This is a genomic window from Pelotomaculum propionicicum (assembly GCF_004369225.1).
In the GTDB taxonomy this organism is placed as follows: domain Bacteria; phylum Bacillota; class Desulfotomaculia; order Desulfotomaculales; family Pelotomaculaceae; genus Pelotomaculum_B; species Pelotomaculum_B propionicicum.
On the sequence record NZ_QFFZ01000042.1, the window covers coordinates 1 to 21,127 of the forward strand.

Annotated in this window: 20 protein-coding genes and 2 pseudogenes; 11 read left to right on the forward strand and 11 right to left on the reverse strand. The window is 44.7% G+C overall.

Annotation, left to right across the window (positions count from 1 at the left end; genetic code table 11):
* Nucleotides 1–107: 107 nt before the first annotated feature.
* The 7 genes from Pmgp_RS14835 to Pmgp_RS14865 form a co-directional block, all read right to left on the reverse strand.
* A complete protein-coding gene (locus Pmgp_RS14835) occupies nt 108–1,664 on the reverse strand; it encodes an AAA family ATPase (protein WP_205078050.1) in 1,557 nt (518 codons plus the stop codon).
* Nucleotides 1,665–1,849: 185 nt separating this feature from the next.
* Entirely contained in the window at nt 1,850–4,723 is a 2,874-nt protein-coding gene (locus tag Pmgp_RS14840; protein ID WP_192902950.1) for a DEAD/DEAH box helicase, read from the reverse strand.
* Nucleotides 4,724–4,748: 25 nt separating this feature from the next.
* Nucleotides 4,749–4,946: a DUF1413 domain-containing protein gene (locus Pmgp_RS14845; RefSeq protein ID WP_243119881.1), complete on the reverse strand. Its 198-nt coding sequence runs from the start codon at nt 4,944–4,946 to the stop codon at nt 4,749–4,751.
* Between the two features lie 56 nt (nt 4,947–5,002).
* Nucleotides 5,003–6,169 (reverse strand): helix-turn-helix domain-containing protein, encoded by a 1,167-nt coding sequence (locus Pmgp_RS14850; RefSeq protein ID WP_134214758.1) that lies wholly within the window; start codon nt 6,167–6,169, stop codon nt 5,003–5,005.
* 39 nt (nt 6,170–6,208) lie between these two features.
* Nucleotides 6,209–6,985, reverse strand: coding sequence for a DUF5986 family protein (locus tag Pmgp_RS14855; RefSeq protein ID WP_134214759.1), 777 nt, complete (start codon nt 6,983–6,985; stop codon nt 6,209–6,211).
* A 309-nt stretch (nt 6,986–7,294) separates the two neighbouring features.
* Nucleotides 7,295–7,537 (reverse strand): DNA-binding protein, encoded by a 243-nt coding sequence (locus Pmgp_RS14860; protein WP_192895304.1) that lies wholly within the window; start codon nt 7,535–7,537, stop codon nt 7,295–7,297.
* Between the two features lie 424 nt (nt 7,538–7,961).
* Nucleotides 7,962–8,183 (reverse strand): hypothetical protein, encoded by a 222-nt coding sequence (locus Pmgp_RS14865; RefSeq protein WP_134214761.1) that lies wholly within the window; start codon nt 8,181–8,183, stop codon nt 7,962–7,964.
* 552 nt (nt 8,184–8,735) lie between these two features.
* Here Pmgp_RS14865 and Pmgp_RS14875 point away from each other — a divergent pair.
* Nucleotides 8,736–9,032, forward strand: coding sequence for a hypothetical protein (locus Pmgp_RS14875; RefSeq protein WP_134214763.1), 297 nt, complete (start codon nt 8,736–8,738; stop codon nt 9,030–9,032).
* Nucleotides 9,033–9,699: 667 nt separating this feature from the next.
* Here Pmgp_RS14875 and Pmgp_RS14880 read toward each other — a convergent pair.
* Nucleotides 9,700–10,203: a DUF2284 domain-containing protein gene (locus Pmgp_RS14880; RefSeq protein ID WP_134214764.1), complete on the reverse strand. Its 504-nt coding sequence runs from the start codon at nt 10,201–10,203 to the stop codon at nt 9,700–9,702.
* A 410-nt stretch (nt 10,204–10,613) separates the two neighbouring features.
* Between Pmgp_RS14880 and Pmgp_RS20940 the strand changes: the two are divergent.
* Nucleotides 10,614–10,694, forward strand: a pseudogene (locus Pmgp_RS20940) (ATP-binding protein); the annotation flags it as partial.
* 12 nt (nt 10,695–10,706) lie between these two features.
* Here Pmgp_RS20940 and Pmgp_RS14885 read toward each other — a convergent pair.
* The 3 genes from Pmgp_RS14885 to Pmgp_RS14895 all read right to left on the reverse strand — a co-directional run bounded on the left by Pmgp_RS14885 (nt 10,707) and on the right by Pmgp_RS14895 (nt 11,861).
* Entirely contained in the window at nt 10,707–11,321 is a 615-nt protein-coding gene (locus tag Pmgp_RS14885) for an N-acetylmuramoyl-L-alanine amidase (protein ID WP_134214765.1), read from the reverse strand.
* 91 nt (nt 11,322–11,412) lie between these two features.
* Nucleotides 11,413–11,595: an RsiV family protein gene (locus Pmgp_RS14890; protein ID WP_192902951.1), complete on the reverse strand. Its 183-nt coding sequence runs from the start codon at nt 11,593–11,595 to the stop codon at nt 11,413–11,415.
* Nucleotides 11,592–11,861, reverse strand: a complete 270-nt coding sequence (locus Pmgp_RS14895) for a polysaccharide deacetylase family protein (RefSeq protein ID WP_134214767.1) — start codon at nt 11,859–11,861, stop codon at nt 11,592–11,594. Before Pmgp_RS14895 ends, Pmgp_RS14890 begins: the two co-directional genes overlap by 4 nt.
* A gap of 177 nt (nt 11,862–12,038) precedes the next feature.
* On the opposite strand from Pmgp_RS14895, the pseudogene Pmgp_RS14900 reads away from it, so the two are divergent.
* The 9 genes and pseudogenes from Pmgp_RS14900 (at nt 12,039) to Pmgp_RS14945 (ending at nt 21,074) form a co-directional block, all read left to right on the forward strand.
* Nucleotides 12,039–12,784, forward strand: a pseudogene (locus tag Pmgp_RS14900) (DUF169 domain-containing protein).
* Nucleotides 12,785–12,798: 14 nt separating this feature from the next.
* A complete protein-coding gene (locus Pmgp_RS14905; RefSeq protein ID WP_243119882.1) occupies nt 12,799–13,245 on the forward strand; it encodes a deoxycytidylate deaminase in 447 nt (148 codons plus the stop codon).
* Nucleotides 13,246–13,492: 247 nt separating this feature from the next.
* Nucleotides 13,493–14,272, forward strand: a complete 780-nt coding sequence (locus Pmgp_RS14910) for an ATP-binding cassette domain-containing protein (RefSeq protein WP_134214768.1) — start codon at nt 13,493–13,495, stop codon at nt 14,270–14,272.
* 26 nt (nt 14,273–14,298) lie between these two features.
* Nucleotides 14,299–15,009, forward strand: a complete 711-nt coding sequence (locus Pmgp_RS14915) for a GTP-binding protein (RefSeq protein WP_243119883.1) — start codon at nt 14,299–14,301, stop codon at nt 15,007–15,009.
* 1 nt (nt 15,010) lies between these two features.
* Complete coding sequence (locus Pmgp_RS14920; RefSeq protein ID WP_134214770.1) at nt 15,011–15,661, forward strand: (Fe-S)-binding protein; 651 nt, start codon at nt 15,011–15,013, stop codon at nt 15,659–15,661.
* A gap of 201 nt (nt 15,662–15,862) precedes the next feature.
* Nucleotides 15,863–17,059, forward strand: coding sequence for an MFS transporter (locus tag Pmgp_RS14925; RefSeq protein ID WP_134214771.1), 1,197 nt, complete (start codon nt 15,863–15,865; stop codon nt 17,057–17,059).
* A 151-nt stretch (nt 17,060–17,210) separates the two neighbouring features.
* Entirely contained in the window at nt 17,211–17,669 is a 459-nt protein-coding gene (locus Pmgp_RS14930) for a CoA-binding protein (protein ID WP_243119884.1), read from the forward strand.
* Nucleotides 17,670–18,127: 458 nt separating this feature from the next.
* Nucleotides 18,128–20,542, forward strand: coding sequence for an O-antigen ligase family protein (locus Pmgp_RS14940; RefSeq protein ID WP_192902952.1), 2,415 nt, complete (start codon nt 18,128–18,130; stop codon nt 20,540–20,542).
* 157 nt (nt 20,543–20,699) lie between these two features.
* A complete protein-coding gene (locus tag Pmgp_RS14945) occupies nt 20,700–21,074 on the forward strand; it encodes a peptidoglycan-binding domain-containing protein (protein ID WP_205078052.1) in 375 nt (124 codons plus the stop codon).
* Nucleotides 21,075–21,127: the final 53 nt, after the last annotated feature.

Below are 21,127 nucleotides of genomic sequence, written 5' to 3' on the forward strand. Positions count from 1 at the left end.
AAAAGCATGTTAGACAGGTTCTAAAAAAGATGGAATCCTGGGTGTAGTCCCGAATTTATTTTTTGAAGGGGGCACAAACCCTTGCTACACCTGGTATTGGAAAATTTTTACGCCAAACTTGGGTTATCAATGAGAAAAATAGCATATCGTCGTAGTGCTGTTTCACTAGAGCCGTTTACCACAACATTTTCAAATCCTTTTTCTGGAGCCTCAAATGCATGGTCGATAACCGCAATAATGTTCGTTCTTGACTCTTCGGATTGTTTATCAAAAACAGCGAATACCGTCTTGCCCAATTTGCGGAAATAATCCCCCAGCGGTGCTACTTGTGAATCGGTCTCAGCATTTATCATGGCGATTCCCAGACCTTCAAGTGAAGTGTATTCATCAGGGAATAATTCATGTAATCTTTTTGCCGCAACAGGAAAAGCATCATACTCGGTTTTCCCTTCAGCTATTAATACACGACGTGCTAATAAGGATTCACAAAATCGCCTTTTGACTTCTTCTCGGTACATCTTCTGCTTTACTGTAGGCGGATATTGAGCAGGAGTTCCTGTTAATATGCCATTGTTTCTATTAACAACAACGATATGCGATGGGTCAAACTCTTCTAGAACATAAGGCGAATGTGAGGTGAAAATTGCTTGTGCTGATTTGGAAATTATGCTGTTTATTATGCGCTTCTGAGTATGTGGGGGTATGGCTATTTCAGGTTCCTCCATGGCAAAGATAACATTTTGTTTAAGTTCAGCAATCATGGAAAGTAACGAAAGAACTAATGTATTGATCGTACCTGTTCCTTGGTGATGAAAAGGGGCGGCGTATTCTGCACCATCATCGCAAAGCGAACCTGTTCCTAAAAAGACGGTAAGTATTTGTCTTAGATGTTCTCGAGTCAACTGTGAAACACGCATTGTGGGTGCATCCGCACATTCTATAGGAACTAGCGAGCGAACTGCCGTCTGAACAGATTCCAAAACATCAGATATACCGATATCCGGATCGCTAGCAACTGAAACCCTGCGAAGTTGCTCTAATACATTTTCCCACATTTGTGGTCGCAGTTCTTTTAACCTTAATATGATGTCTAATAGCGACCCTCTCTCAAGACTTAAAGCACGAGTACCAGTACGAAGCGTACGAAGATATAGAAAACCACAAAGACGCTTATCTCTAGTGCCGAAGATATCATATGTTCCATCTTCTTTTTCAGGTGACATGAAAAAAGTGGCCCCAACAAAATCATCTTCTTCAGCGTCATAATTTCCTTTGAACCTAAGTCGCAGAGCAGCAACTACACCATCTCTATCTGTTGCTTCAGGCGGAGGCCCTTTAATTAACAAATTTTCAACAGTGTCCCACCACTCAAGGTGATTACGGAAATGCCTTTGCTGGTCAATGCTAAGATCAATAATTATAGCCTCTACCAAAATATCAATTGGATTTTTCTCATTATCTAAATATTGACCTCTATAAAAATCATGTTCATCAATTATTGGACGTCGAGATAATCGTTCAGGTCCAAGAACTAAATCTATGGCTTCTAATATTGTTGATTTTCCTGTGTTATTATCCCCAACAAGCACTGTATGCCCAGGAAGAAGTAGGTGGCTTTCCTTGATGCCTCTAAAATTATTAATCCTTAGCTTAACAATCTTCATTCATTGATCTTCCTCCCGATAATTAATTTATCTGTTAACGTTGAAAGGTCTAATTAGGATTGCCGGGATTGCTCAAATGGGTATTAAGGCATATTCCATTTTATAGATAATGTGCAATTTGATATTACATGAAGGTAAAAATCATTTTCCGTGGGCAGTCGATTGCCTTTTACTTGGTTGCTTTATCAGTCACTACCCCAAATTTCAAGTTCTGTAATACGGCCACTGTTTCTAATATAAAAACTTGTTGCTGCTAACACCTCTTGAAATTTCGTCGGAATGGCAAGGCTTTTACTAATAGCAGGCTGAACTATTACAATTTTTGCAGTAAAGAGTTTATTTTGCTTAAGAGTCTTTTCCAGATCCTTAAATTGACCTTTTTTCAGTACACAATGGCGACTTTTTCTCCTGCTTTTAACTTTTTCGAGTAAGGTTCCTCTTGTCTTAAGCCATATTGTTGATTTGATGGCCTGCTGTGTCACCTCATATATATCGCTTAAATCGCCATTGAAATTCTTCCCCTTCATTGCCTTTACATGATACAGGATTACCTCAATGGTATGTTCCGATTCTTTTACGGATATGAAATCGGCAATTTCCCCAGAACCATGGTCATATAGCAAATAATTAAATTCATCATTTGAGAGCAACAGTTCTTGCAAAACGGTATGAATCGGCTTCTTTCCTCTGTTATTTGCGCCGAATTCTCGGCGAATATTCGTTTGGTACGTAGGCCAATCAATATTTTTTATACTCTCTTGCAAGAATATTATGGCATCAGGTGCACCAGTACAAATTTCATTGCCCTCAATGACCGAATCGTCTGTTGTCTTAAAGACAAGGGGATAATCATTAAGGTATTCAAATAAGTACACTCTGTTTCTTCCATCCTTTAATAGGATAGTTGGCCGATCGCAGCTTACTGTCCCGTCAATATTACAAGTAATCGTATCTGTCAGTCCTTGCAAACTAACAATAACTTGGATACTATCTTGCGCAACAGAGTCAATTATCAGCGTTGCATCCGTGAGAATTATTGATGAGGGTTCATCAATGCTCCGCATAAGTATAGGAGGAGAAGTATATGTTTTATCGGAAAAGAAGCAAAAAAACACTTTTTCTGGAAATGCTGTCAAACGCTTAGGTATAGGCATAAAGTCGTAATTCGTATTTGTTTTAACTTCAATAGCTTCATTAGCTATTTTAAGCCCACGCGAATTGCACCATTTTATGTATTCAGGGATGAGTAAATATGTGCTGCTCCATATTTTCGATCCGCTACTATATCCTATTGTAACAGGTTCGCCATTTTCTATAGCCTTACAAAAGACGTGTCCTGCTGCATACATTTTCCCACTGATCGGATCAATCGATGATGCCACATTGGAACCAGCATAAATGCGATATGATTCTCCTGTCTCTGCGAATCGACTTTGCATACCGGTATTGAACATTTCGTATTCCTGCATTTCTCCGAGAACACGGTGGATTTCATTTCTTGGGATCTTATTATAACCAACAGTGAAAGCCTCGGCTATAGCCCGGTAATCAGCTTCACTTTTCATTTGCGAGTATACAAATAACAACGATGTTTCTTCTTGATAATGTACTATGAACAGTAGGTTTTGAACGTCCAACACCTGTTCAGTATCTGACCATCGTGGCTTACTTTTAGCTACTCCGATGCCGACGACTGTATTATCATTGGCACTTCGATAGATATCATCACCCACACAGCAAAATTCCGGAAACACTCCATTTATATCAAATCCAGATATGTGATAAACTTTAGCGTGACAATTTGGTCTTAAACTGTGTAAAGATATAACGTTTTCAGTCAGCGGAGTGCCGTCGCCTCTTACATAGCCCTCAAGGTTTTTTTTCACTTCCTCTTCTTTATGAATGGTTCGTTCGCTCATGTCAATAATAATATCTTGCCAAACGGCATCGGCGGTATATAGTTTGTAGTTTTCTATGACGAGTTCACTATCATTCATTGCGATAAACTTTGCCACTCCAATGTTTTCAGCATTTGTCCTTGCAAAGCGCCCGATAAACTGAAGTGTACTGGCAAGTGATTTATGGGGCGAATGAATAGCCGCGATCTTTAGATTCGGAAAATCAAATCCTTCACCAAGCATATCTACACATATGATTCCATCAATTTGTTTTGCTTTTAGTGCAGCTATATATGTTTTGGCTGTTCTAAACGACATTGAACTGTCAATTCGTTTTAGCCGGAGTGTAGTTTCTTTTTGATAAAGGTCAAAAAGCTGACGCGCTTTTTCTTTAGTGTCGGTACGAACCATTAAGTAATGATCATAACCCTGCTGACGATCATTGAGAAATATTCGCTCCGCCTCTTTTGCGATAAGCTTGTCTTTTTCTAAGGCTTCCTCAATTGAAACATACTGTATTTCACCAAATATGCCATCTCTAAATGCCATGGATAGAGGATAGGTGTAAATAATATCGCCCTTAATCTCTTTTCGATCCATTCTAAACGGCGTCGCCGTGAAGAGAAAATGCTTTGCAGTCTTCATATTGATTAATATCTGCTGCCATGTCGGGGCAGGTACATGATGAGCTTCGTCTATAAGAACCAGATCAAACTCTTCTCGCATCCCATTCTCTGAAAGGGATAATGCACACGGTGGCGATGCAACTACAACATCAACGGATTCTATTTTTTCTCGAAAATCTTCTGAATATAACTTTTTAAGCTCAAAAATGGCTGGAGGACGCTCATCTTCCATAAACACGCGTGCCTTCTTTAGAGTGCCTAAGTTAGAAAAATCATCAAATATCTGACCGCGAACCATTTTACTTGGGGTAACAATTAGTACTTTTCGGGACAAAAGCATATATGGAGTCATCATTAACACGGCTGTTTTTCCCGATCCTGTTGGCATAACTACAATACCGGCACTCTTTTTCCTCAAGGTCGAAAATGCGGCAATTGCATGCACAGCTCCGAGCTGTGCATTTCTCAAGCCTCTTGAGTTTTCAGAATCTATGGGAAAGCGTATATTATTGTATCGTTCCGCAAAGTAACACATTAATTATTGCCCCCATATCTTGAGCTTATAAAAACTTATCTCTCTCAGGGTATTCCATTTTAATCCTATATCTTTGCTGTCCCGAAGAAGTTTTCTCAATCGCTTGTAAAGAATCCTTCGATGTATTCACATAATTAAAAAACAATATACCAAGCAAAAGATGTTGGCTTCGTGGAATCCTATTCCACTCATAACCTTTGAATAAATCTCTTACAAGGTACAAGGAAAACTTCCGCTTGATTCAAATAAATCTAAAAGACAATTCTTGAATAGGCTTCCTCATTGCTTATTTGATCTTACAAGCCTTAAATGAAACCGATGTTCTGGTACAGTATCAATGTAGTGCAAAGTATCTTTTTTTAAGTCAAGTAGCCGTTCTATTTCTTGCGGTTGCAGACTAAGATTATAGTCATGAGCAAGAGTATCAACAAATTCTTTTGCCGTAAAAACATTCTGATCCAAAAGCATTTGCACAGCTGCTTGCAATAATGTTGGAGAAGCCGTTGTCAATACGTCATCCAATGGTTCAAATTTTTTTATGCCTTTCTTCTGCATAGTTCTCATGAGTTGTTGATATGAAAACTGCGTAATAGCTCCCAAGGTATAAGCGCGTCTGATCATAGCTGAAATAGATGTTTTCCACTTTTTCTTCAATTCAATGTAATATTCCAAGCTTGTTCCATATGCACCTAAGTCTTTCAAGAAAGCCTCTTTAGGTAATAGAAACGCGCCAGCAAATAAATGAGCTTGCTGCTCTACTGTTTTGAATTCTTCTTTAGACAATGCCTCAACATCCTCGCTCCATTCGTGAAGAAGAATATGACCTAATTCATGTGCTATATCAAAATGGATTCTTGCAGCAGTCGTTTTGTTTTTAGAATATCCAATCAGATACTTATCCTCATCATCAATATCGATTTGTTGGCTAAAAGCATCTATGCTATCAGACTCCGAATCAAAGCAAGTGACAATTATGCCCTTCTGCTCAACTAGATATATTAGATTATCTATAGGTTTATCGCCAAGCGACCAATATGATCTTAATAATTTCGCTGCTTCCTCTGGGTTTTCACCATTATATGTTGGTAAGTTTGTAGCAGGGAAGTTTATATAATTACTAATAAAAGTATATAATTGAGCTATGAATGCAATCCTTTGAATTTGTCTACTACGATATTTCTTACTAGTGGTTAAAAGCGATCTGAAGTAAGTTGACCCCTTATATATAGTAGTATTATCATTCTGTAAGAAAAACTTGATAGGGAACCCTAATGCATGTTCGATACTCTGAAGTACAGAATAATCCGGGTTACTAATCTTATTATTTTCGTACATAGAAACGGTCTGTCTTTGCAACCCTATACGTTCTGCAAGTTCAGCAACAGTAAGCCCATTATAAACTCTAGCGGCTTTTAACCGTTCACCATTAAACTGATTGCTTTTCATGTGACAATGAGGCCTCCCATTATTCAAATTACCACGATATTATTTATTATCATTCTTCTTAACTGAATCGCTACTCAATGGAAGAATCGATGACTCTCGTCCTATACGATTTGTCGCTTTTTTCGAAAGCGATAAATGGTGAGTAGGGTTATTGTGCGGATCATGAGGATCAAGATTCGTTTCGACAACTACACTGTCCATAACAGGAATAAACTCACTCCAATTCTGCGAATCTACAATTTTAAAGCTACTATTAATAGCACAGCAATGAAGCGAAAGTAATTGTCCCAATTCGTTTTGAAACAAAATCAGTCCATGACGCCGAACGATACTGGCTGGTATACTAAGGTCAGACAAAATTTGGCCTATTACTTGACTAATTGCTCTTTCATCAAAACTATCTTCACGAGGGAACAAGGATAGTTGTTGTTCAAAATCAGGGAGATCACTATTAAAGGAATACGCAATCGCTGCAAGATAATGATTATTTCTTTTGTTAGTTTCCATTTTGCTTAAACGCTTAAAATTTTTTTCTTTCATGCAGCAATAAAGTACTCCAGTCTGTTTATCAAAGAAGGGAAGAAATTCCCATATTCCACGTCTAGAAGGCCTAGCGGTAATAGTAGAATCCCTAAAAACGTTAAAGAGATTAGTATGGATGATGTCCCATATCCTTCCGTTCGTCCCGTTTTGTGTAATAAGGCGTTTCGATTGTACATCTGCGACTATTTCATCCCCAACAGCTGTAGCAATACTCTCAGCGATGTTTCTCACTGTATTTTCAGGAAGGCTCGGTAGATAAGAATGTCCTTTCATACAATATAGGCTCCTTTGCATAGTTATTAAATCTATTATTGGACTTTTTTCCGAAAATGTCAAGGATAAGTTTTTATTTGTTCTATATTCGTCGCATTCAAAGTGGTTTTATCTTAAATCCGCAAAGCATCATTTATATTCCTTAGCTGTAGCAATATAACAAACCCGCACTCCTCCTATCAGGGGAAAATTCAGAGTTGATTGCTTGGTCAGACCGTCCGGAAAGGGGTGCATAGTATAATAGGATATATATGAAAGAGAACATAGGCGCAAAACCTATGTCCTCTTGTTCATTCATTTTAATTACTGCTAAACCTGTACTTTTAGCTCTTGCCGGTATTGGGCGTAATGGTCGCTTAACACATACTCGATAACCCACACTTTAGGTATCCTGTAGGCACTGCGGATGAAAAAGTATTTTATATGGTTCCCGTGCAAAATCTTTCGTGCCGTGGTTTCTCCAATGCCGCCCAACATAGCTCTGAATTCATCTAATGTAACAACATCAGGATACGGTTCAAAAAGCTGCTCGTAATATTCTTGATTTTTCACAGTCATCAACTCCTGAAAAGATTTGTCAATGGTAGGATGACTGTTACAATATTAGTTTTTGATTAATACACGTTTCGCGTTCCGATGACAGATGGTCCGGATATCCCTCCAATATCCCTCCAACGTCCAAAATTGATGTCAAAACCGCTCTTTGGAGAGAGCCTTGGAGTGACGTGGGTTTCCAGGCTTTAAGTGCCGCAAACCCGCATTATGCAAGGTTTTTTAGGGTCTGAGGATTCCGGTAGAGTACGTTGCATTCCCGATGCTTCCGGTGAAGTTGAGGGACTCAAAATCCGCCGGGCTAACTACCCGTGTGGGTTCGACTCCCACCTTCAGCACCAAGAAAATCAAGGCTTCCAGGGTTTTGGAAGCCTTTCCCTTTTGCCTAATTTTCGTTTTTAGTCACAAAACAGTCACATCCATTTTATGGGACCTGCTTTTTAAATAGAATATTGTCCAGTCTGTAAGCCGCATAACAAGTCATAGCGCCGTCGCTGCCCAGGAGGAAGAAGTTCCCCTTCTTGGTCTGGTATAAATCTTCTGATAAGAATTTAAAGTCTTGGTTCCCGTAGCCGTTCCAGTATTCGTGAATTAATTCTGCCGTGTCGGTGTCGTAAACTTTGCGGTCAATAACCTTCTTTGCCATGATAAAACCTCTTTAGATTTGTATTCATGCCGCTCCAGAGGTTATAATAGAGGTGGTAGTTTGCCTCCGGGCGGCCACTAGGTGCAGGAAGGGATTCACTGTCAGGTGTGCCTTCCTGCATTGCTTATTTATCCTCCCGGTCTTAGTTTCTTGTCCAGAATTTCCTTCACTGTGGGAGCGGGTTTCACTGGCTCCGGTTCAGCGCCTGCCCACCATGCTTCAATCTCTGACTTTTTGAAGCGCCAGGCATAGGTGTTATGTAAATTAACTTTTATTCTTTTTCCAGTTAAAAAGTCAGTAATATCAATGCTTCCAGGGATTTGGGAATATATAGTAATTTCCAATTTATTATGTAATATTTACTCTAAAACCCTGCATCCCTTGGCACTGTGAGCAGGAGCGTCAATTTCCAGTTTTCCATGAAATATGTTCCATCCAATTAGTAGAAGGCGATAAATACTCAAAAAATATTTTTCCTGTACTGGTATGATATTTGCTGTACTCCTCTTGCGTCTATTTTATGGTAATATATCCAAAGAGGGAGGGTTATTTATGCCGGACAATAAAGAATTGGTAAAAATGCTCCGCGCCGTCTTTCAGGAGGAAATACAGCCCATACACCAGGAATTACAGGAGTTAAGAGCGGGCCAGCAGGGGTTAAGCCAGGAATTACAGCAGGTAAATGCTCGCCTTGATAAACTGGAGAAGGGTCAGGTCGCTTTAGAAAAGGGCCAAAGAAAACTCCAGCAGGATGTTTCTACCATTAAGAAAGAGGTCCATGCGGTGTGGGACGATATATTAAGGCTGGACAACCGCCTCATTGTCCAGGAGAGAAAGACAGCACAATAGATTCTACCACCCGGCTATAGCGCCAGGTTTTTAACCGTCCAACTGTTGGACAATTAAATGTGCCAACGCTGGCAGGTTTACCGCTATCGACAAATAAATTTTCTATAGGGATTTTACCCCCACTTACCCGTTACCTTTGTCTAATCCTGCCTTAACCCACACCCCCTATACGCGTGACTTGCGTATCACAGAAAGGCACTCTCACCGGTCCTTTACTTCTTCAAACCATTCGCCGCCAGAGGGGGGGATAATGCAGTGCACTACCTGTTACCTCTTTTTTTTACGTCTATTTCGTCCAGGGCAAGAAGAAAAACCCTTATTTATCAAGGGTTTCCGTGGACACAAAAAACGTACTTTTACACAAGAACACATGTTCCAGACACTCAAAATCCGCCGTTCGCGAGGACGTGTGGGTTCGACTCCCACCTTCGGCACCATACCAGTAATATCAAGGCTTTCGGGGCTAGGTGCGCAACCTGGCCCTTTGTCTTTATTCCGCTTGGTCAACACAACAAATTTAGAGGTGTGGAATACCGGGTTATCTATTATATAGACGAGGAAGGCAGATTAATAGTGATTGCCATAGTGGGAACCAGAGAAAACATATATGATGAGTTAGCCAGGAGATTAAAGTGGTAACGCTTGATAAAACGCTATTACTTAAGCTTTATTCAATTAATAATAAGCCGTAACAGTTTTGTTCGTCATCCATGTCCTGAACAACTTCAATCGGAAACCCGTTTTTTCTCGCGGTCTCATATACATCAATGCCGCAGGCTTCCATGGCGGGCCTTACCTCTTGAGGCTTGACACACCTTTTCATGTTGCAGGGCCTGCAGGACTTACAGGGTCCCGAACCTAAACCCAGCACTTTGTAATAGCCCGAGAGAAAAATTTCTCTTTCGAGTTTAGCTACAATTGGTGTTACAGCATCCCATGATTTGCAGTGGATAAGCATGGCGGTCTTATAGCAGTCAATCACCTCTTGCGTTTCTCTGAACGTCGGTGTATTGGGGGGACAGCAAAGGCGTGTGTTATACCTGCTGCAGCCATACCTGCATTTCATCACAACCCATGCCGCTGTTTTAATGGTTGCCGGGTCAATAAACTTTGCTTCCTGGGAACCCAGTTTTTTTGCTGACTCAATAAACTTTTCTAATTTGTTGTCCATTTTAATTACTCCCCTACAGCTTTTTTCCAATAAAAAAATAATATATATCTGTTAACTATTTTGTCAAGCAACTGACTGGCTTTCCCATTAATTGCTATGATATTATCTTTTTGGCTTTTGTTGCAGGATTTATTCTATAACAAAAAGAACCTTTTATCAACAAAATACGGATATTCAATATTTAAAATAATTGATAGTCGAATCATACAGATTGACAGTCATTATAAATCTGTTAAATGTGAAGATTTAATTGCAGTTAGGGACACTGATAGTTTTTTAAAAAAAATGGGGCTTAAGCCAACTGCCGCCGCTAACTAAGCCTCCACCCTACAAATCCACCTTAAGACATTTCCATCAAAATATTAATTACACGCCAATCTTCGACAACTTTCCCGAAGGATAATTGTGTCACCCCTTTTTTCACCACAAAGGATCACGGAACCGTCCTGGGTTTGGCTGTATGTTACAGCATTACGGCCAGGCACAATGCATGCTCCGTATAGTTATTTATTCTCTAAAAGCTTGATCGTCTTAGCCAGGACTACGGCCATTTCTTCCCTGAGCATCGGTTTACCCAGCCCGAAATTACCCTGTTCATCTCCCACGATAACACCCTTTTGAGCCAGATAATTGATATAATCAGCCGCCCAGTGATTAGCCGGCACATCTTTAAACACATTAAGCACCTCCTCTTTGATGGCCTCTAAAGGAAAGTTGGCACCCGGGCATTCTGTGGCGTTAAGCTCCCTGTGGCCATAAACCGCAGCACTTTTGTACGTGGCCAGCAGTACTTTGCAGAGTGCCACAATAGAAGCTTTCTGCTGTGCCGGCATGATATCATACACATAGTCGCCTTCCGCACAGATGCCGATGCTCCTGTTGTTGTACCCGTAAGTGTGGGCGCCCACCGTGTCAGCAGGCCTGCCGCGGTAGACCTTACCGTCCTTGGCCACAAAAAAATGATACCCGATGCCGGCCCAGCCGTTGTTCAGGTGCCAGCGGTGGATATCCTGAGCTGTACAGCTGCTTGCGGCCGCGTGGTGCAGAATAATATAGCCGGTAATATAGCGGATCTCCAGGTCATATGCCCAGTTGTACGTCTCTTCAATAATATCCATTGCATGCCCTCCCCGGCAGGCTGCCATTCACTAATACATAACCTGGCAGGTATAATTTCCTTATTTATCATATGTTGCCAGCCGGAGAGCGTTACAACCTGGCGATAGGACCTTCTTCATTAATCAGGTTTTTTATTCTCTTAAAGGGGATGGTGAATTCGGGTATCCCGATATAATGCGGGGTGAATTCTATTTCCTGAAAATAGATGACCAGCGTGTTGCCGGTTAAGTAAAAGTCTTCATTGTCATCGATGGTTTTAAATTCTCTGATCAAAGGCAAGTCTCTTTCTTTGATCTGCTCCTTTTGATGCTTAAAATACCATTCTTATTAAGCATAACCTGGTAGGTCCCTTTAATTGTCTGGTATACCTGACAGCCTTCTTTGGGAATAAGGTCAAGGACCTGCATGCTAATCAGCCGGTTAATCTTATTTTCCACTTCTTCGCTCTTTAAGCCACTAACCACAGGGTAACTCACGTCAGTACACTCATTTTTAATTTTGCTCTCAGTTATCGTGGCTGTAATATCATTATTTGACATTTTCCCGCACTCCTCTCAGGCTATTTTATTCAGGCTGCCGCCTGATTGTTCAGGTGATCCTTTTGAAGGATTTCTCGCGCCTTTGGGGAAAGAAATATAGTGCTTTACGATCAGAAAACCACAACTAATTAGCAAGGGGTGATTTTTGTGGAAAGCAAAATAGCAAAAGCAATCGGGATGAAATACTCTCCGGTGGCGGTGGTATTCACCAATGAAAAACCGGAAAAGGCCCTCCAGTTCAGAGAAGGAATATGGGGCTGTGTGGTATCCATGCTGAACGCCGCAGCCAAAGGGCGGTGTTTGACAGAAAGACGTACGGCTGCCTGGGCGGCGGCGCCGGCCTGGGCTTTGGCAACACCTACCTTAATTTCCCGGCGGGCATAGAGTATTTCTTATCAACCGGCAACAAGGAGTTTTGCCAGACCGATATCGGCAAAAACATGGTAAGAAACATGCCGGCCATTGAACACGGGGAAAGGTACGTAAAAAACCCGGAACTGGCGAAAAAGTTTGTGGATGCTCTCCCGATGGTTGATGTCCCTTACGAATATATTGTCTTTAAGCCTCTGGAAAAACTGCAGGAAGGCGAAATACCAAAGATTGTCGTCTTCATGGCCAATCCCGACCAGCTTTCCGCCCTTACTGTTCTGGTCAACTACGCCCGCTCCACCAATGAAAACGTTGTCGTACCCTTTGGCGCCGGCTGCCACTCGGTGGGAATTCTTGCCTACAGGGAAGCTGAGGCGGAAAACCCCAGGGCGATCATTGGGCTGGTCGATATTTCCGCAAGGAAACAGGTGGACAAAAATGTCCTTTCTTTCACTGTTCCTTACAAAATGTTTCTTGAGATGGAAGCCAACGTGGAAGGAAGTTTTTTGGAACAGGAAGAATGGAAACATGTATTAGAAAGGATTTCAACATAAAGGTGGTAATATAATTGAAGGAAAAAAGGCCTTCATGGCACGAAATCTTTATGGAGCATGCCCTGGTGGCGTCTAAAAGGAGCACCTGCCTGAAACATAAAACAGGCGCGGTACTGGTGCTGAACAACCACATTATCGCCACGGGCTACAACGGCGCGCCTTCCAAGCTCAAACACTGCGCCGCCACAGGGTGCATGCAGGAAAGAGACGATGTCAGGCCGGAAGAACGGCCGGGCTTGTGCAGGGCTGTCCACGCGGAAATGAATTGCCTGATCCAGGCTGCCAAACATGGTCACAGTGTCAATGGAGGATACCTTTATGTCAACCACCCGCCGTGCCCGATGTGCGCAAAGCTAATGGTTAACGCGGGTATCAGCAGGGTTTACTACAGCGGCGGCGACCTGGATAAGACAACCGCTGACATCCTTCAGGAAGCTGATGTATCTTTGATAAAACTGTGAAAATGTTACACTAAAATAAAAATCTTTATCTGGGCTGTTGCAGTTTATCTACTGCAGCAGCCTGCTTATTTTCCTGGTAAATTCATGTATTTCGGTTTGTATTTATTGCCACAAGTGGCTATAAAATGCAACCAGGTTGGTTAAAACGAATAGCATAAATTGGATTACTAAATATTTACCTTTAAGGTAGACAGTTGCTTAAATAAAACATATTTTACAGAAGCAAGTAAACTATGGGGGGATAAATTTGATAAAAGAGATAACTATTTTGCCAGGATTGGATAAAGCAGGAATGAGAGAAAGTTTTTCTGAAATCACCTTGACCGCCGGCGAGACTGTGTCCATCGTTGGGCCCACTGGCAGCGGCAAAACTGCTTTTATCACCGATATTGAGCTTTTAGCCCAGGAAGATACCGCTACCAAACGGAGGGTGCTGATCAACGGGCTGATCCCAGATAATGAGGTCAGATGCAACCCATGTCTCAAACCTATCGCCATGATCACGCAAAACACCAAATGTTTTGCTGATTTGTCCACCGAGGAATTCCTGCAGATCCACGCGCGCGCCCGCGGGATTAAGGACACAAAGGTGATTGAAGATACTATTGATTTAGCTAATAAGTTTACTGGGGAAAAAATTGTGCGAACTTCTAAAGTAACTGTGCTTTCCGGCGGGCAAACCCGCTCCCTGCTGGTCGCTGACGCCATTTTAATCGGTGCTTCCCCGATAATTTTACTGGACGAAATAGAAAACGCGGGCATCTTTAAACAAGAAGTGGTAAAGATCATTCAAAACACAGGAAAAATAATTGTTTTTGTAACGCACGACCCGGTTATTGCCCTGCTTACCCAAAAGAGGATCATTATGCAGAACGGCGCGGTAAGAAAAGTGATCTTTCGCAGCAACCAGGAGGTAAAAGCCGCTAACAACCTTTTAGAGCTTGATAAAAAAGTGGGTATTATCAGGGAAAGGTTAAGAGCCGGGAAAAAGATCACCAAGGAATTAGTGTCCGTAAGCTTTGCCTGAAAAAAAAAATAGGTGGTGTAAAGCATTTGAAGCTTCTCATTATCGCAGGGCCCCCATCTTCCGGCAAGACCTCCTTAGTTAAACAGATTGTAAAAAAAATGCGGGGCGAAATGAAGATAGCCTTCTTTAAAATTGATGTGGTAAAAGCTTTTGAAGATGTTGAACTGCACAAGGATTTTGGCATCCTCACCAGAAAATACTGCTCCGGCGACCTCTGCCCCGACCATGCCGGCGTAATGGTCCTGGGAGATGCTGTGGAATGGGCGGCAAGCAACCAGGCTGAACTGTTTATTGTTGAAAGCGCCGGCCTCTGCCTCCGCTGCTCGCCCTATTTAAACCAGGGACTGGGCATCATCGTCCTCAGCTCAATCGCCGGCATCCACGCCCCTGAAAAAATGGGGGCCATGGTTACTCTGGCCGACATAGCCATAGTGACCAAGATAGATCTGGTCAGCCAGGCGGAACGGGAAGTGCTGGTGCAGAAAATAAAAGAAACCCACTCAAGCGTGATCCTTATGGAAACCAACGCGCTGCAGGGGACCTCCCTGCACCGTTTGTATGATTTAATCAGGAATTCCGGCGACATTGACGCGGCAAACCTGGTGCTGAAAGGCAACCCCCCGCTCGGCACCTGTACCATTTGTGTTGGGAAAAAGGAAATCGGCTGGAAGCACCACTTTGGTGTAATTCAGAAACTGGACGGCCAGACCGCTGAATACCTGTACAGGGGGGAGTAAAATGCGCCGATTGCAGTCCTGGCTTCCCCCGGGTAAAAACTGCGGCCTGTGCGGTGAAAAAACCTGTGAAAACCTTACACTCGCGGTCAGCCTGGGCCAAAAAACCCCCGCTGACTGCCCTTTTTACAGTGAAGAGCAAACCGGTCCGGTTCAAGGAGACATTGATAAAACAGCTTATTCCGGCCTGGACGTCCTGGGCCATCCCTATGATTTCGTGCTTGGCCCCCTACCGGGTGAAATATCGGCCCGAAAAATAGTACTGCCCTTCCGCTCCGACCTGGTGGAAAAAATGGAAATTAAAAAAGGAGACATTGTACTCGGCAGGCCGATGGGCGCGGGATGTCCCATACCCCACGTCCTGCGCGTGATTAAGGTTGAGAACCTCACTGGACTGCTTTACACCTGGGTGGTAGGACCGAAATACTCCCGTGGAGTCGCGGTTAAGGACCTAACTGCTTATCATATGATCGGCTTTGAGGGGATTGCCAAGCATATCCTCAAAGAACCAACCTTTGGCTGCCGGGTCACCTTTTTGCCTGGTTTCTGCATGATGGCCTTAAACCACACAGGACTGATTAATATGCTTCTTGAAAAAAGCTGCGGCCTGCATGTACGCATCGAAGACATACGTATCCTGGCCGGCAAGGATTAAAAGTTTCTTTAAAAAGGCACTTTAGCCCAGCTAAGGTGCTTTAACATTTCTAAAAAATGCAACTTTGCACTTAAAATTGTAGTAAAATGGTTAAGTACCTCACGGTCACCGGCTGTGCCGCCTTATGTCTTGGCCTGCCGCAGGGCATCATAGAAACAACCCTGCTGTGAGATTAAAAACAAGTTGTGAAAGGAATAGCGTATGAACAAAAAAGTTTTAGGTCTGCTGGGTACAGGGCACGCCTTTACTGATATTAACCAGGGGGCGCTGCCGATAATTCTGACCTTCCTGCAGCCGGTTTTAATGCTGAGCCAGCTGCAGGTAGGCATGGTCATGTTGTCATTTAACCTGAGTTCCTCTGTCATCCAACCGGCTTTCGGCATTTTCAGCGACCGTTTTAAAGCTGCCTGGTTGATACCCGCAGGTTGCTTCCTGGCCGGGCTGGGCATGTCCCTGACCGGCTACGCCGCCGGCTACCATATTTTAATGATAGCCGCGCTGCTGAGCGGGCTGGGCGTTGCCGCCTATCACCCGGAGGGTTCCAAGTACGCCCGTTTTGCCAGCGGTCCGCAAAAGGCTACCGGCATGTCCATATATTCTGTCGGCGGCAATTTTGGCTTCGCAGCGGGCCCTGTCCTGGCCGCGCTTTTCTTTGAACTGGCCGGGCTCAAAGGAACAGCCGGTTTCTTTGTGTTAAACGGGATTATGGCCCTGCTGCTTTTGCTGTTCATGTCCGGTATTATCTCTGCTGAAACTGCCGGCCAGATACCTGCGCGGGCAAACACCGGGGGACAACCTTCCGGCGAACAGCGCCGGCCTATTTCCTTCAATGTGGCGGTTTCGGTATTTTTGCTGGTGACTGTGGTGGTCATGCGCTCCTGGGTTCATTTTGGCCTGGTGACTTTCCTGCCCCAGTATTATGTGCTCCACCTCCACCACAGCAATACCTATGCCGCGTCCCTGGTCACCCTTTTTCTTTTCTCGGGCGCCCTGGGAACTCTTATCGGCGGCCCTGCCGCCGACCGTTGGGGCTTAAAAAATGTAATAGTAACCTCCATGGCTTTAATGATCCCCTTGCTCTATTTTTTCCTCCACTCACAAGGTGTATGGACTATAGTTGTGGTAGCCCTGGCCGGCTTCTCGCTGATTTCCACTTTCGCCGTAACTGTCGTTTTGGGGCAGGAACTCCTGCCCAATAACATTGGGCTGGCCGCCGGGCTGACCATGGGTTTCGGCATCGGCATGGGCGGAGTAGGAGCGACTTTACTGGGATGGGTGGCCGATACCTGGGGGCTGCCTTCCATATTCCTGGTAATGATGTTTTTCCCGGTTACCGGTTTGCTGCTCTCCCTTTTCCTGCCGGGCAGGAAGAAACTCGAAGCGGCAAAAAACCAGTAGCACATACCTGGAGTAATATTTTACCACGCCTGTCATCCTTGATACTGCCAACTCCTTCATGATATAAATCAAGGCTGACGCTAAATAATTTGCACATACTGTGGATATATTTTCCGTTGAAGGTTACAATATATTGAGGGGGGGGTGCCTTTTGAAAACCACATCCAGAGCGGCAGTTGAGGATTTTTTAGCCCAGCGTGTGCTGGCTGTAGCAGGTGTGTCCAAAAACAAAAAAAAGTTCGGGAACACTATTTTCAGGGAACTCAGGGAAAAAGGATACCGCCTCTTCCCGGTCAACCCCAATGCCGCTGAAATAGACGGTGAAAAGTGCTTCAGCAGCCTGAAGGAACTCCCTGAAGAGGTAGGCGGTGTAATCATAGTCACACCGCCGGCTGAGACAGCCAAGGTTGTAAAAGACGCCGCTGACGCCGGCATCCGCCGGGTCTGGCTGCAGCAGGGCGCCGAAACAGGAGAGGCAATCAGTTTAGGCCGGGAAAAGGGGCTGAGCGTGGTACACGGTGAGTGTATTTTGATGTTCGCTGAGCCGGCCGCTTTCCCCCATAAAGCTCACCGCTGGATCTGGGGACTGCTGGGGAAACTGCCCCGTTAACTGCGGTCATATAGAAATCATCTTGCTTAAAAGGCCGCACGCTGCCTGTCTTAATGAAAAACGTAAGCCTTTTTCTGTTACCCTTGTTAGTTGGATAAAAAACGCTCTTTGCAGGTGAATCGCTTGTCAGATATTAATGTGACCAACCGGCAGATCTTTTTAAAAAGCCACTCCTTAGAAAGAGTGGCTTTTTTTAATAGATTCGGACTTAATGAACGACCTGGTGCTGGCCGGCGAAAAAATTATCAAGTCCGCCCAGACAAAGGAAAATGAAACCAGGTGTTAAAGCAAAAATTTTTTGTTTGCATAAAATATTTATAAACTCCAGACGGGCAGTAAAAATCGATTTGATAAGGTTGGTAACCTTGGGTACGGCATTCTGTTTAAGAAAAACAATTAAAATTATTCTGAGCGTCTTTACTCTCGGTCTTGTTGGTTTAGCCCCCTTTTTCAGAGGATTGATCTTTGAGCGGGAAATGAGCGTCCATAATTACCTGGTGGCAGCAGCCTCTTTACTGTCGTCTATCCTGCTGTTTATTGGGGTTATTAACAGGGGCGGAAAAACTACGCCTGCTCTCAGCCAACTAACGGGAAGTGATGACTATGACGGTGCTAATGAGCATCATCTACTAGTGCGGCAGTTGTTAAAATCACCGTATTTCCTGGCCTTGGCCGCATTAACAACTTCTTACGGGTTATCCTTTTTTTGTGCCATTAACTTGCGGGAAAGCCTTTTTGTCTGGCTCAGGCATCTCGACTACCTGCTTTCTTTTGTGCTTGTTTTTTGGACGGCGGGCATGTGGGCCAGGGAAAAGCGTCAAACCGCCTTTACCCACTGGTCTTTAATTACTTTCGCGGTTGCCGGAACAACCGTTGCCGCCATAGGCATTCTGGCGGGCCAGGGAATCGTACCGCTGCCGGACGGGATGTTTTTTGGACGCCTGGGCTCTACTTTTCAGTATCCCAACTCCATGGCGGCTTACCTCATGGCCACCCTGTTAATCACTATGCGCCTGGCGGCGCAAAGTACCCGGCCTTTACCGGCGGGTTTATTAGCCGGGATGGGCTATCTGAACTTACTGGCCATTATCGGCAGCCAGAGCCGCGGGGTTTGGGCCATGCTGCCTTTTAACCTGGCTTTATTTATCCTGGGGCAAACAGCCAGAAAAAAGTCCTTTTTATTGACCGCAGGTATTCTGGTAATAGCTATAGCCCTGAGCAGCCTTACTGTCGCGCCGCTGGTGCAGCAGACACAGCCCAACTGGCGCGCCTGTTTCTGGACTCTGGCGGGTTTCTTCGCCTCCGGGGCCGCCTGGATAAACTATGCCACACGGTCTTATAAAACTTCCAGAACAGCAGCTATCAGCCCGGCAAAAAGAAAAGTTCTCCTCGGGGCGCTCCTGGTTATACTGATTATCGCCGCGGGAACCGCTCTGAAACCCAATCTTCCGGGCAGCGCCTATGACACGGTGGTTTCAGACAATTCCTTATTGCAGAGGTTTACGCCGGTCAAGACTGAAAAGAGTTTTCAGGCCCGCCTGGTGTACTATACCGACGCCATCAAAATGATCAAAGAACGCCCCCTCTCCGGCTGGGGAGGAGGCGGCTGGTTCAGCGGCTACCCCTCTTTCCAGTCTTATAACTACACCTCCACGACAGTACACAACCACTTCTTACAGGTCTGGGTAGAAGCAGGCGTTTTTGGCTTGATTGCTTTTCTCGTCCCCTGCCTGTTTTTATGCCGCGGTCTTTTACGTCTTTACCGTATCCGGACGACTCACACGGCGGCTGCTGAAACCTGGGCCATAGGAACTGCCGCCATTGCCCTTGTTCTGCACGCGGCCATTGATTTTGACCTTTCTTTCAGCAGTATCGCCCTTTTTCTTTGGGCCTTACTGGCTCTGTTTTCTTACCAGGAAGAGGTGCTGGAGTTCGGTTTTGTTGCCTTTAAGCGCAGGCGGCTGCACGGGGTGTCCCGCGGCAAGTTTACTTTGGCTGGGAAAAGCTCCGTTATTCCGGCATTATTGTCTCTCACCCTGCTCGGCATCGCTTCAATCCACCTGGCAGCCTGTACTTGTACCTTGCGCACCGCGTCAATCAGAGCTGAAGCATTTGTCTCGGCTGTTCAAAAAGGTGAAGAAAAAGCGGCGCTGGAATACATTCAAGAAGCGGGACGCTTAGACCGGTGGTCGGCTCAATACCCTATCGCGCAAGCTCAATACTTGATGACCCTTGCCGCTAAGAACCCGGACCCGCAGGCTAAAATGGCAATAGCCTTTGCGAGTCTAAACCTGGCTCGCCAGGCAGTGGAACTGGACAGCTACAACCCGGGCAATCACTTTTTGCTGGCCCGGATATACCTGGCCAACGGACAACTGGAAAAGGCCATATCAGAGGCTGACCTGGCCAGGTCGCTGCAGCCCTGGTCAACAACCGGCTATGAAGAACTTAACAGTATCTGTGTGAATGTGGCCGTACAGCAGTTACTGCGCGGCCAAAAGGAGGCCGCCGGCGTTACTCTGCGCCGGGTGCTGGCGGTTGCCCGGGAAGCCTTGGCCAAGAAAGACTCTCTCCCCCCCCGGCTGGCAGGTTTGTGGGATCAGAGGTCTGATCTCGCACTTACACCGGCCCTGGCCCTGAATGCCGGCCAGGCGGCCCTGCTCCTGGAAGAACACGGCCAGTCCAGAGATTACCTGGCCCGGGCCTCCCAGTCAGATGATCCGAAAGCCAACGCTGTGGCGAGGTTATGGCTGGGTGTCGCCATGCAAATGTCCGGTGACCCGTCAGGGGCCGCTATGCGGGAAAGCGCCCGCCTGGCCGGTCCTGAAGTTGAGGCTGAATACGCCATGATAAAAAAACTGGTCAAACTGTAAAGGCATATAATATGGCATCTTTACCCCGGAAAAGGCAAAGAGGCTTTCTTCTGTCAAAATTGCCTTTAAACTATCACAAAAAAGAACAGCGGACATATCATGTTATTATCCACAATATCCCTTAATATCCATCTAATGTCAAGAAGGAGGTTTATCAATGAGTTGCAGCAAAGCGGTAAAGTTAAAAAGGGTTGGTTTAATTTTAGCTCTGGTATTTATGTTGACGCTGTCCACGGGACTATACCCCGCCTTCGCGGCTGATTTGGAAGCAGGCATGTACGAACAAGTCCTCCCCCCCGCCCCAAGTCTCACTCCCACCTACTCCATCAGCGGCACGGTCATATCAGATGAAACAGCGGCGGTTATAGCCATCCAGCAAAGACTGGTCAGCCTCGGCTATGACACAGGCGGCATTGACGGGATTTATGGTCCCAAAACCAGGGGGGCGGTAATGCTTTTCCAGGCAAGCAGGAATTTAATTGTAGACGGTATTGTTGGCCCACAAACTTTGGCGGCGCTGGGGTTCTATTAACAGCAGGCACTCTAACACCAATACGTTAATAAATTTATACCTAATAAAGCAAA

Excerpts from the sequence above, each read along its gene's own strand:
- Pmgp_RS14835 (WP_205078050.1), bottom strand. The coding sequence starts at position 1,664 with ATGAAGATTGTTAAGCTAAGGATTAATAATTTTAGAGGCATCAAGGAA.
- Pmgp_RS14840 (WP_192902950.1), bottom strand. The coding sequence starts at position 4,723 with ATGTGTTACTTTGCGGAACGATACAATAATATACGCTTTCCCATAGAT.
- Pmgp_RS14850 (WP_134214758.1), bottom strand. The coding sequence starts at position 6,169 with ATGAAAAGCAATCAGTTTAATGGTGAACGGTTAAAAGCCGCTAGAGTT.
- Pmgp_RS14855 (WP_134214759.1), bottom strand. The coding sequence starts at position 6,985 with ATGAAAGGACATTCTTATCTACCGAGCCTTCCTGAAAATACAGTGAGA.
- Pmgp_RS14865 (WP_134214761.1), bottom strand. The coding sequence starts at position 8,183 with ATGGCAAAGAAGGTTATTGACCGCAAAGTTTACGACACCGACACGGCA.
- Pmgp_RS14875 (WP_134214763.1), top strand. The coding sequence starts at position 8,736 with ATGCCGGACAATAAAGAATTGGTAAAAATGCTCCGCGCCGTCTTTCAG.
- Pmgp_RS14880 (WP_134214764.1), bottom strand. The coding sequence starts at position 10,203 with ATGGACAACAAATTAGAAAAGTTTATTGAGTCAGCAAAAAAACTGGGT.
- Pmgp_RS14885 (WP_134214765.1), bottom strand. The coding sequence starts at position 11,321 with ATGGATATTATTGAAGAGACGTACAACTGGGCATATGACCTGGAGATC.
- Pmgp_RS14895 (WP_134214767.1), bottom strand. The coding sequence starts at position 11,861 with ATGTCAAATAATGATATTACAGCCACGATAACTGAGAGCAAAATTAAA.
- Pmgp_RS14920 (WP_134214770.1), top strand. The coding sequence starts at position 15,011 with ATGCGCCGATTGCAGTCCTGGCTTCCCCCGGGTAAAAACTGCGGCCTG.
- Pmgp_RS14925 (WP_134214771.1), top strand. The coding sequence starts at position 15,863 with ATGAACAAAAAAGTTTTAGGTCTGCTGGGTACAGGGCACGCCTTTACT.
- Pmgp_RS14945 (WP_205078052.1), top strand. The coding sequence starts at position 20,700 with ATGAGTTGCAGCAAAGCGGTAAAGTTAAAAAGGGTTGGTTTAATTTTA.